Genomic DNA, 11,769 nt, shown 5'->3' with positions numbered 1-11,769 from the left:
TGGGTCAGCGGCCGCGCAGGTTGCCGCGCTGGCCCTTCATACTGGTCGGCATCGGGCCCTTGGGGATCGGCATCATGCCGCGCTGGGCGTCGAGCGCCTTCAGGCGGTTGAGGATGTCGGTCATCTCGGCCGGCTTCACCTGGCGACCCAGCTTCTGCACGTGCTTGAGCAGCTTGGCCAGCGGCACCTCGCCCTCGCCGTCGCCGAGGATGACCTCGTGGACGGGGGTCTCGGCGAGCACGCGCTGGGTGTTGCGCTTCTCGGTCGCGAGGAGCTGGCGCAGGCGCGCGCCCTGGCCCTCGCCGACGAGGACGACGCCCGGCGGACCGACGACCCGGAAGACCATGTCCTGCTGCTTGGTGAAGGCCACCGGCTGCTGGTTGACCTTCCAGCCGCGACGGAGCATGGAGAGCGCGGCGACGGAGGCGCCCTTCTGGCCCTCCATCTGGCCGAACGCCGCACGCTGGGCGCGGCGGCCGAAGACGAGGAGCGCGCCGAGCACACCGAGCACGAGGCCGATGATCAGCGGGAACGCGAACCAGGGACCGCCGATGAGGCGACCGAGCAGGAAGCCGAGCGCGAAGAAGACCAGGAACGCCGCAGCGATCCAGAGGCCGAGCGTGCGATCGGTCTTGCTGGCCATCTTGTAGGCCTGGACGAGCTGCTGGCGACGCTTCTGCGGCGCTGCGGTGGGGGTCGACATGCGATGCCTCTTGCTGGGACGGGGGTCAGACGATGGCGAGCGAGTCGCCCTGGGCCCGGGATTCGATGGCCTGACGGTACAGGCGTCCGGCGCGGTACGACGAACGGACGAGCGGTCCCGAGAGGACGCCCGAGAAGCCGATCTCCTCGGCCTCCTGGTTGAGCTCGACGAACTCCTCCGGCTTGACCCACCGCTCGACGGGGTGGTGGCGCAGGCTCGGGCGCAGGTACTGCGTGATCGTGATCAGCTCGCAGCCGGCGTCGTGCAGGTCCTGCAGTGCCTCGCTGATCTCCTCGCGGGTCTCGCCCATGCCGAGGATCAGGTTCGACTTCGTGACCAGGCCGAAGGCGCGGGCCTGCGTGATCACGTCGAGGGAACGCTCGTAGCGGAACGCCGGGCGGATCCGCTTGAAGATCCGCGGCACCGTCTCGACGTTGTGGGCGAGCACCTCGGGACGCGACTCGAAGACCTCGCGCAGCAGGTCCGGGTCGCCGTTGAAGTCGGGGATGAGGTTCTCCACGCCCGTGCCGGGGTTGAGGTCGTGGATCGCCCGGACCGTCTCGGCGTACAGCCAGGCAGCGCCGTCGGGCAGGTCGTCGCGGGCGACGCCGGTGATGGTGGCGTACTTGAGGCCCATCTTCTGGACGGACTCGGCGACGCGCTGCGGCTCCTCGCGGTCGAGGGGCAGCGGCTTGCCGGTGTCGATCAGGCAGAAGTCGCAGCGGCGGGTGCAGCGGTCACCGCCGATGAGGAAGGTGGCCTCGCGGTCCTCCCAGCACTCGTAGATGTTGGGACAGCCGGCTTCCTGGCAGACCGTGTGGAGCCCCTCGGTCTTCACGAGCTTCTGGAGGGAGGTGTACTCCGGGCCCATCTTGGCCCGGGTCTTGATCCACTCCGGCTTGCGCTCGATCCCGGTCTCCGCGTTGCGGGCCTCGATGCGAAGGAGCTTCTTGCCGTCAGGAGCGCTGGTCACAAGGCCCGAGTCTACGCGGGGGCTGGGTTACTCCCGAGTCGGGGCAGGGACGCTCGGGCCGTGGGACGGACGAGTGCGATGCGCGGCGGCTCGGGGCGCGGCTCGTAGTCGGGGGTCGGCTCGTAGGGCTCCCAGGCGAGGTACGTCGCAAGGTGCTCCTGCACCGCAGGGATCACCTCGGCGACGGTGACGTCGCGACCGAGCTCGAGGGAGAGCGAGGTGACGCCGGCGTCACTGATGCCACAGGCCACGAACCGGTCGTACCAGCTCATGTCGACGTCGCAGTTGAGGGCGAAGCCGTGCATCGTGACTCCGCGGGAGACGCGGATGCCGATGGCGGCGATCTTGCGCTCGGGCCGGCCTGTCGAGGGGTCGGCCTGCAGCCACACGCCGCTGCGGCCGGGGACGCGCGCGGTCGTGACGCCGAGATCCGCACACGCCCGGATCAGGGCCTCCTCGACCCGGCGCACGTAGTCGACGACGAGCACGTGGTCGGGCAGCCGCACGATCGGGTATCCGACGAGCTGACCGGGGCCGTGGAAGGTGATCTTGCCGCCGCGGTCGACGTCGATGACGGGGGCGCCACCGGGGTCGAGGGGCCGCTCGTGCGGGTCGGTGCGCTTGCCGGCCGTGTAGGTCGGCGGGTGCTCGAGGAAGAGCACGGTCGGCTCGGCGCCGGCGACCACGGACTCGTGCACGCGGCGCTGCATCTCCCACGCCTCGAGGTAGTCGACCGCGTTGCTGCCGATACCGGCGACCCTGAACTCCACGTCCGTCAGCGTACTGCCGCGGAGATGACGTCCCGCACGTCGTGGTCGCGGAAGACGTAGCCGGTGGACCGCAGGGCGAGCGGCGTCACGCGGCAGGAGCCGAGCAGCTCGGGGGAGATCCGCCCAGCACCTGCCTCGATCAGCTTCGACGGTACGGCGAGGCGCGCGCGTCGGCCCACCGCGTCGGCCAGCGCCTGGGTGAACTCGGTGTTGGTCGGCGTCATCGGGCAGCACAGGTTGACCGGGCCGGCCAGGCCGGTGCCGAGCAGGTGCTGCACCCCACCGACCCAGTCGCGCAGCGAGACCATCGGGAAGTACTGCGAGCCCCCGCCGAGGCGGGCGCCGAGGCCGAGTCGGAAGACCGGCAGGAGCTGCTTGAGCGGGGCACTGTCGCGGTCCATGACCGGGGCCGTGCGCAGCAGGCAGACCCGGGCGCCGGCGTGGCGGGCGACGGTCGTGGCCGCCTCCCACTCGCGCACGACCGAGGTCATGAAGGAGCCGCCGACCGAGTCACTGGCCTCGGCCACGAGGCGCGTGCCGTGGTCGCCGTAGTAGCCGACAGCGCTGCCGTTGAAGAGCGCCGGGCGGCCGGACCCCTGCTCGTGCGAGCGCGCGACCGCCGCCGCGAGCGTGCGCGTCGCGTCGACCCGGCTGGTGCGCAGGTCCGAGGCCCAGCGCCGCGAGTGCGGGTTGCCCGCGGTGGGGGAGCCGCAGAGGTTGATCACCACGTCGGCGGCGTCGACGACGTCCTGGGGCACGTCCCTGTCAGCGGGGGACCACTGCACCTCGTCGGCGGCGGCCGGGGTGCGGCGTACCAGTCGGGTGATGTCGTGCCCGTCCGCACGCAGGGCATCGGTCAGGTGGGTGCCGAGAAAGCCGGACGACCCGGCAAGCAGGAGCTGCACGCTCCCACTCTGCCGGGTCGCCGGTAACGCTGCCTAGAGGCCTTCCGGCCGTTGGTCGTCATCGGTGCCTTTCGGCCTCGATGACGGGTCAGCTGAAGTGGATCTCGCTGTCGACCAGCGGGGACTTCTGGATGAACTTCTTGTCGAAGTACCAGTTCTGCTTCAGGCGCCACGGGTCGCGGTTGCCCGCCTTCGGCATCTTGTCCGCGGCACGGGCCAGGTAGCCCGAGTCCAGCTTCATGATGTCCTCGGCCTCGAGCCCGCCGTCGACGACCGGGACGACCTTGGTGAAGTTGTTCTCGTCCATGTAGTCGAGCAGGCGGACGATGTACTCGCAGACCAGGTCGGCCTTCAGCGTCCAGGACGCGTTGGAGTAGCCGATGATGAAGGCGAAGTTCGGGATGTCGTTGAGCATCAGCGCCTTGTAGGTGAACGTCTTGCCGAGGTCCACCTTCCGGCCGTCGACCTCGACGTCGGCCCCGCCGAACATCTGGATGTCGAGGCCCGTCGCCGTGACGATGATGTCGGCGTCGAGGTGCTGGCCGTTCTTGAGCAGGATGCCGGTCTCGTCGAACTTCTCGATGTGCTCGGTGACGATGTCGACCTTGTGGCTGTGGATCGCCTTGAAGAGGTCGGCACCCGGCACGACGCACAGGCGCTGGTCCCAGGGGTTGTACGGCGGGACGAGGTGCTTGTCGTAGTCGAAGTCCTTCGGCAGGTGGATCTTCGCCCAGCGCTTGATGAGCGCCTTCGTCGCCTTCGGCTGGCGGCGCGCGAACTCGAAGAAGCCGATGGTGACCGACGCGTAGCGGGCGTGGATCGCCTTGGCCGCGACGCTCGCCGGCAGCGTCTTCTTCAGGACCGAGGCGACCGGGTCGATCTTCGGCTGGCTGATGATGTACGTCGGGGTCCGCTGCAACATCGTGATGTGCCCGGCATCCGGGGCCATCGACGGGATCAGCGTGATCGAGGTGGCACCCGAGCCGATGACGACGACCTTCTTGCCCGTGTAGTCGAGGTCCTCGGGCCAGTGCTGCGGGTGGACGATCTGGCCCTTGAAGTCGGCTGCGCCCGGGAACTCCGGGGTGTAGCCGGCCTCGTAGTTGTAGTAGCCGGTCGTGTTGACCAGGAAGCTCGCGGTGAGCTTCTGGGTCTTGCCGGTCTCGACGTCCTCGACCGTCACCGTCCAGAGGTTGTCCTCCGACGACCACGAGTACGCCGTGGCCTTGCGGCCGTAGCGGATGTGCTGGTCGACCTTGTACTCGGCAGCGGTGTCCTTGAGGTACTGCAGGATGTCCTTGCCGTCGGCGATGGCGTCCTTGCCCGTCCACGGGCGGAAGCCGAAGCCGAGGGTGTACATGTCGGAGTCCGACCGCAGGCCCGGGTACTTGAACAGGCTCCAGGTGCCGCCGAGCTCCTGGCGCATCTCGAGGAGCGCGTAGCTCTTGGCGGGGAAGGCCTTCGACACGTGCACGGCGGCGTCGATGCCGGACAGGCCGGCGCCGACGATCAGCACGTCGAGGTGCGTGGCTTCGCTCATCTGGGTCACTCCTTGGTGTCAACGGCAGCGGCGTCGCTGGCGTCGTTGGCGATGTTGCGGGCGCTGGTGGCGCGGCCCAAGGCTGCCACCTCGCGGTCCATCTGGGGCAGCAGGGTCGGTACGTGTCGCAGGACGGCCACCGCGCCGGCGGCCGAGTTGACCACGTTGCGGTTGAGGCCGACGCCGCGGACCCAGCCCGGGCAGTAGACGTGCCGGGACCGCTTCTCGACGCCCTTGACGAACGCGTTGACGCAGGCCTCGACGTTGGTCGTCTTGCCGAGCGGGTAGGGGAGCTTCGTCAGCAGGGTCTGGAAAGCCGGCAGGTCGGACTTCGCGTCGCGCACGAGCGGGGTGTCGATCCACGACATGTGTGCGCAGCCGACGTCGACGCCCTGGTAGGCGACCTCGAGGCGCAGCGCGTTGGCGAAGTGCTCCGCACCGGCCTTCGACGCGTTGTACGCCGCCAGGCCCGGCGCTGCCGCGAAGGCGGCGAGCGAGCTGACCACGAGGAAGTAGCCCTGCGACTCGATCAGCGCGGGCAGCGTGGCGCGGGCGGTGTGGAAGACGCCGAGGACGTTGATGTCCATGACCCGCTTGAACGCGGCCGGGTCGGTGTTGAGCACCGAGCCGTAGCTGGCGATGCCGGCGTTGGCGATCGCGCTGTCGAGGCGGCCGAACTTCGCCACGCCCTCGGCGACCGCCGCCTCCATCGACGGCAGGTCGCAGACGTCGGCGACGACACCGAGCGCCTTGTCGGCACCGATGGCGGCGACGGTCTCGTCGAGAGCCGCGCGGTCGAGGTCGGTGAGGATCAGGCGGGCGCCGCGCGCCGCGAGCGCCTTGGCGGTCTCAGCTCCGATGCCGCGTGCGCCACCGGTGATCAGGATGACCTGGTCGATGTCCTTGCTCATGCGCTCACCTTCTCGTAGGCGGAGGCCTTGCGTCGACCTGTTCCGGCAGCCGCGTTGTAGCTGTAGCCGAAGCCGAGGAGCACCAGGATCCACAGCGACATCACGACGTAGTTGCCGGCGGCGTACAGGCCCTCCGGGATGGAGTCCTTGCGTTCGCGCTGGAGCAGGTGCGGCTCGTACTGCGAGGCGATCGAGTCACCGTCGAGCACGCGCACCTCGCGGCCCCGGTCACTGGTGATCGCCGGGTCGTCGGGCATGTAGAGCGCCCACGACATCATGTCGTTGGTGCCCTCGTGGATGCGGATGAGCGACTTCCACTGGCCGTAGAGCGGCAGCGGATGCTCCGAGCGGTAGGTGCCCGGCTCGCCGGTCGGGAGCATCCGCGCGCGGACCAGGCCCGGGACGTGGGCGTCCGGATCGGTCGGGATGTCGGAGACCTTCTCGAAGGCGTCGGTGCCGGGATAGCCCTGCCACGAGAGCGCGTAGAACCACGTGGCGTCCGGGACGGGGTCCTTGCCGTCGATGTGGAGCGTCACGGTGGCCAGGCACTGCACCTCGTAGGCGGTGCAGTTCGTCGCGCCGGTCGACACGTCGCTCAGGTGCACGGTCGCGGTGTGGACGTCGCCCTTCATCGGCGGCGCGCAGACGGCCATGAGGGCCACGAACGTGGCGAAGCCGGCCAGGCCGAACCAGCGGAACGTGGCGGCCGGGACGGCGGCGCCGTACGCGGTGACCTCGACGTCGGCGACGTTCTCCAGGCGGCGGACCTTCCAGACGCCCAGCAGACCGCCACCGAGGCCGGCGACGGTGCTCACGACCAGCAGGAACGGCAGCGCGTGCGCGTTGAACGGCTGGGGCAGCGGCATGTGGTCCTTGGACCAGACCCACTCCAGGTAGTAGCCCAGCGAACCGCCGAGCACACCGGCGACGACGGCGAAGGGCAGTCGACGGGCGGCGTCGCGGTCGACGGCGAAGGCGAGGGCGACCAGCTCGACGAGGACGGCGAACGGGACGCTGGTGAGGAACTGGATCGTCAGGACGTGCGGCAGGACCGCGACGACGCCGACCAGGAACAGGTGGGCGCCGACCCAGAGGGCGCTGACGAACAGGGCACCGCCCTTGCCGAACCACAGGCGGGTGGCGACACAGGTGAAGCCGAGCACGAAGCTGAAGATCAGCCCCTGCGTCGACGCCGGGAACTGCGGGACACCCAGGTCGAACTCCATGAGGAACGCGAACGGGACGATGCAGAGCGCGAGCGCGAGGCCCATCACCCAGCGGCCACCACGGCCGGTCATCAGGGGGGCACCGATCTGCTTCGCCTCGGCGAGGAGCAGCGGCATGCTCCACGGCGCCGTGATCGCCCCGCCGATCATGAGCACGTGCGTCGGGCCCCACTCGGTGACGTCCTGACCGAAGATCCGGTGCCAGACGTCATCGAGCGGGAAGCCGAGCACGCCGATGAAGCCGGCGAGGAAGATGACCACCGAGCTGAAGGGGACCTTCCAGCCGGGCGCCAGGCGCAGGGTGTGCCGCGGCAGCGGGTCCTTGGCCAGTGCCATGATCAGCATGGCGATGTTCAGCAGCGCCATGAGCGCCAGGAAGATCGGGTAGTGGCTGGGGTTGGCGAAGGCACCGTCGTCGCGGCCCTTCTGCATGTGCAGCGGCACGTCCCAGTAGACGCCGAAGCCGGCCAGGAGCAGGAACGGCGGGGTGATGACGAAGGGCGCGGCAGCCCAGCCAGGCAGGCCGATCTTCGCGCCGAAGGCGTCGAGCACGCGGCCGAGCGCGGTGCGCTTCCCCTGGATGCGCTCGCGCACCAGGATCCAGCCGGTGCAGGCGAAGTAGACCGACGCGATGCCGGTCGCCGTGAGGACGTCGGACAGTGCCGCGCCTCCGGCGTTCGGTGCCGCGGGCGCAGCAGCGAGCGGCGCAAGGGTGTGGATCACGAGGTTCTCCTGAGTCTGCGGTGAGGCCCAGGTCACAGATGTCCATGACGCCGGGTTACACACACCGGAATGCGCTCAGGTTAGTCGGACACGGAGTTACAGGTCAGCGTCTGGACGTGTGATCTACGCCGCCGTAGGTTCGGGCTTCCGCCTTCCCTGCAGGGGCGCGGCGGCGAGGTTGTAGCACCGTCCGTAGCCGAGCAGGACGAGCACCCACAGGCACAACACCGCCCCGTTGCCAGCGTCGAAGAGCCAGGTGGGGACGTCGTCGCGGCGCTCGCGCTGGAGCAGCTCGGGCTCGAAGTGGCTGGAGACGACCGCGCCGCTCGCAGCGTGGACGAGCCGCCCGCGGCTGCTGCTGATCGCGGGGTCGTCGGGCATGTAGAGCGCCCAGGCCATCATCGTGCGCGGGAGGGTGTGGAGCCGGACCATCGTCTTCCACTGGCCGTAGACGGGGAGCGGCACCGAGGAGCGGTAGACCCCGGGTTCGCCGGTCGGGAGCATCCGGGCGCGCACGATGCCGGGCACGTCGGCCACCGGGTCGCGCGGGACGTCGGTCTCACCTGCGCGGTTCCCCTGCCACGAGAGGGCGTAGAACCACGCCGCGTCGTGCACGACAGACGGGTCCTCCAGGGTGAGCGTGAGGGTGGCGAGGCAGCGCTCCGACGTGGCCGGACACTCTCCCTCGCCGTTGCTCGCGTCGCTCCAGGTGACCGTCGCCCTGCTCGGGGCGGCGCCGCCGGGCGGCGCGAAGACCGCCATCAGCGCGACGAGCGCGAGGAACCCCGTCAGGCCGTACCACCGACGCCCGCGCGGCATGTCGGGTAGTGCCGCGGTGGCGCGGGGGTCCGAGGCGACGAGGACGAGGCGGCGCACCTGCCAGGTCGCGACGAGGGCTCCGGCCAGTGAGGCCAGCGTGCCCACGGTGAGGTAGAGCGGCAGCCCGGAGGCGTCGAAGGGCTGCGGCAGCGTCATCACGTGCTTCGACCACTGGAACTCGAGCCAGAGGCCGAGCGTGCCGGAGACGACCGCAGCCGTCGCCGCGAACGGGACGACGCTGCGCGCGCCTCGCCGTACGCCGAAGGCCAGGGCGACGGCCTCGATGGTGACCGTGGCGGGCACGGCGCTGAAGGACCGGATCGACATGATGTCGGGGATGAGCGCGGCAGCGCCGATCAGGTAGCCACGCATGATCCACCACCAGGCGAGGGTGACCAGCGCGCCACCAGGCCCGAACCAGAGGCGGGCCCCGATCGCGGTCCAGGTGATGACGAAGCCGAAGATGATGAACTCCGTCGGAGCCGGGAACTGGGGCAGGCCGAGCTCGAACTCCATCAGGAAGACCGAGCAGACGATGCTCAGCGACAGGAAGCTCGCCATCACCCAACGGCCGGCGGGACCGTTCATCAGCCGGGCGCCGGTCTGCTGGGCTTCGGCGAGCATGAGCGGCACGCTGAAGATCGAGGTGACCGCACCGCCGATCATCAGGACGTGCGTGGGGCCCCACTCGGTGACGTCCTGGCCGAAGAGGCGGTGCCAGAGGTCGTCGAGCGGGAAGCCGACGACGGCGATGAAGCCCGAGAGCGTGAGGATCACCGAGCTCCACGGGACGTGCCACCCCGGAGCCAGGCGCAGCGTGCGCCGGGGAAGCGGGTCGCGGGCGAGCGCCATCACCAGCAGGCCGAGGCAGTTGAAGAAGATCAGGGCCAGGAAGATCGGGTAGTGGCTCGGGTTCGCCAGCGCCCCCGGGTCGCGCCCCTTCTGGAGGTGGAGGGGCACGTCCCAGTAGACCGCCGCGGCGACCAGCCAGACCGGAACCATGATCAGGACGGGGACCGCAGCCCAGCCCGGCAGGCCGATCCGCGTGCCGAGCACGTCGGAGAAGCGCCCGAGGACGGTCGGGTGCCCGAGACGCTCGCGCACGATCACCCAGCCCGTGGGCAGGTAGAAGAGTGCGGCGATCCCCGTCGCGAGCGCGATGTCGCTGAACGACGAACCACCCGCGGTCGGAGCCGCAGCGTCCGCCAGCACGGTTCTCAGCCTTCGTCCGTGGCGGTACGCCGGCCGGTCGCGGCCCGGTTGTAGCACCAGCCGTAGAAGAGGAACATCGCGATCCAGGTGGCCAGCACCAGGAGGTAGCCGAGGGTGAAGGCCCAGGCGGGGATGTTGTCCTTCTTCTCGCGCTGCAGGAACTTGCTCTCGAGCTCCGTCTTGACGGTGGCGCCGTTGTCGACGAGCACCTGGCGGCCGGTGGCGGCCTTGATGGCCGGGTCGTCGGGCGCGTAGATCGGGAACGAGACCATCTGGCTCGGCGCACGGTGCAGCCGGAGCAGGGTCTTCCAGGTGCCGTAGACCGGCACCGGGTCCTTGGTCGCGTACTGGCCCGGCTTCCCGGTGGGCTCGAGCGCCGTGCGGACGATTCCCGGCACGTGTGCGGTCGGATCGGTGGGTACGTCGCTGCCGGCGCCGTGCTTGGGGTTGCCCTGCCAGGCGAGGGCGTAGAACCAGATCGCGTCCTTCGCCATGTCCTCGCCCTGGAAGGTCACCGTCACCCGGGCCAGGCAGCGGTGGACGCCGTCGCACTGCGTGCCGCCCGTGGAGACGTCGCTGTAGGTGATGGTGCCCGCGTAGGTGTCGCCCTCGTGCGGGACTCCGAAGGCGCCCATCAGCCCGACGAAGACCACCAGGCCGACCAGTCCGAAGCCGCGGTAGCGCAGCTGCTTCGGGTCGCTCGGCGCGTCCGCGCTGCCGGCGAGCGTGATCCGGCTGCGCATCCAGAGACCCATGAACCCGCCGCCGAGGCCGGCGACCGTGGAGACACCGAGCAGGAAGGGCAGTGCATCGGCGTTGAAGGGCTGCGGGAGTGGCATGAAGACCTTCGACCACAGCCACTCGCCGTACATGCCGAGGGAGCCGACCAGCGCGCCGGAGACGAGTGCGAACGGGATGGCGCGCTTGTTCTTGTTGGGGCGCAGCGCCAGCCCGACGGCCTCGACGATGAGCGCCGACGGGACCAGCAGCAGGAAGCGGGCGAGCAGCACGTCGGGGAGGACCGCGATGCTGACCCACAGCGCCGCGTGGATGAAGAGGTAGCCGCCGGCGACCAGCAGGGCACCGCCGGGGCCCAGCCACAGCCGCACGGACGTGCAGATCCAGGCGGCCAGGAAGCCGAAGATGATGAACTCGGTGACGGCCGGGAACTGCGGCACACCGAGGTCGAACTCCATCAGGAACGCGAACGGGATCCCGCAGATCGCGATCGCGAGACCGGTGACCACGCGGTGCCCGAAGAGCCGGGCGAGCAGGGCCCGGCCAGGTCCGGTGCTGACCTGCGCGGCCTCCGCGAGCAGCAGCGGTACGCCGAGCACGAAGGTCACCGCACCGCCGATCATCATCGTGTGCGTCGGGCCCCACTCGGTGACGTCCTGGCCGAAGAACCGGTGCCACATGTCGTCGGCGGGGAAGCCCACGAGTGCGATGAAGCCGGCGCCGGTGATGATCACGGCGCCCAGCGGCGTACGCCAGCCGGGGGCGAGCCTGATGGTGTGCCGCGGCAGCGGGTCGCGGGCCAGGGCCATCGACAGGATGCCGGCGTGGCAGAAGCCGAGGATGCCGAGGAAGATCGGGTAGTGGCTCGGGTTGGCCAGCGGCCCCGAGTCGCGGCCGCGCTGCATGTGGATCGGGACGTCCCACCACACGCCCCAGGCGGCCGACGCGATGGAGACCAGGCCCAGCACGATCGGCAGCGCCACCCAGCGGGGGAGGCCGGAGATCTTCGCCGCCCAGTCGGCGAGCCGCCCGACGAACGTCGGCCGGTTGGTGCGCTCCATCAGCGTCACCCAGCCGAAGAAGAGGATGACCACTCCCGCGATGCCGGCGGCGATCAGGATCTCGTGGAACGCAGCGCCCCCTGCGGGCGGTGTGGCCGGGGTGACGAGGGGGAGCGGCATCGTGCCTCCTGGGGCAGGGGAGTCCTTGGGCCCACAATGGCGCTGATCACACCGCGCGGGAAGCACTT

The 11,769-nt window shown here is 70.1% G+C and carries 9 protein-coding genes; all 9 read right to left on the bottom strand.

Translation table 11 applies throughout. The annotated features are described in order from the left end of the window. Positions 1-4: 4 nt before the first annotated feature. On the bottom strand, positions 5-703 hold the full coding sequence (locus Q5722_RS01425) for a DUF4191 domain-containing protein (RefSeq protein WP_305026424.1): 699 nt from the start codon (positions 701-703) through the stop codon (positions 5-7). A 25-nt stretch (positions 704-728) separates the two neighbouring features. Then, positions 729-1,676 (bottom strand): lipoyl synthase, encoded by a 948-nt coding sequence (lipA, locus tag Q5722_RS01420; RefSeq protein WP_305026423.1) that lies wholly within the window; start codon positions 1,674-1,676, stop codon positions 729-731. An 11-nt stretch (positions 1,677-1,687) separates the two neighbouring features. After that, positions 1,688-2,455, bottom strand: coding sequence for a lipoyl(octanoyl) transferase LipB (gene lipB / locus Q5722_RS01415; RefSeq protein ID WP_305028316.1), 768 nt, complete (start codon positions 2,453-2,455; stop codon positions 1,688-1,690). Further along, a complete protein-coding gene (locus Q5722_RS01410; protein ID WP_305026422.1) occupies positions 2,452-3,351 on the bottom strand; it encodes a TIGR01777 family oxidoreductase in 900 nt (299 codons plus the stop codon). The genes lipB and Q5722_RS01410 overlap by 4 nt, the downstream gene beginning before the upstream one ends. Positions 3,352-3,439: 88 nt before the next feature. Further along, on the bottom strand, positions 3,440-4,891 hold the full coding sequence (locus Q5722_RS01405) for a flavin-containing monooxygenase (protein WP_305026421.1): 1,452 nt from the start codon (positions 4,889-4,891) through the stop codon (positions 3,440-3,442). 5 nt (positions 4,892-4,896) lie between these two features. Continuing rightward, a complete protein-coding gene (locus tag Q5722_RS01400; RefSeq protein WP_305026420.1) occupies positions 4,897-5,802 on the bottom strand; it encodes an SDR family oxidoreductase in 906 nt (301 codons plus the stop codon). Then, on the bottom strand, positions 5,799-7,751 hold the full coding sequence (locus tag Q5722_RS01395) for a hypothetical protein (protein ID WP_305026419.1): 1,953 nt from the start codon (positions 7,749-7,751) through the stop codon (positions 5,799-5,801). Before Q5722_RS01395 ends, Q5722_RS01400 begins: the two co-directional genes overlap by 4 nt. Positions 7,752-7,874: 123 nt before the next feature. Next, positions 7,875-9,782, bottom strand: a complete 1,908-nt coding sequence (locus Q5722_RS01390) for a hypothetical protein (protein ID WP_305026418.1) — start codon at positions 9,780-9,782, stop codon at positions 7,875-7,877. Between the two features lie 5 nt (positions 9,783-9,787). After that, positions 9,788-11,701, bottom strand: coding sequence for a hypothetical protein (locus Q5722_RS01385; protein WP_305026417.1), 1,914 nt, complete (start codon positions 11,699-11,701; stop codon positions 9,788-9,790). Positions 11,702-11,769: the final 68 nt, after the last annotated feature.

Source organism: Nocardioides jiangxiensis, assembly GCF_030580915.1.
GTDB lineage: Bacteria > Actinomycetota > Actinomycetes > Propionibacteriales > Nocardioidaceae > Nocardioides > Nocardioides jiangxiensis.
This window is presented reverse-complemented; position numbering and strand designations above follow the sequence as displayed.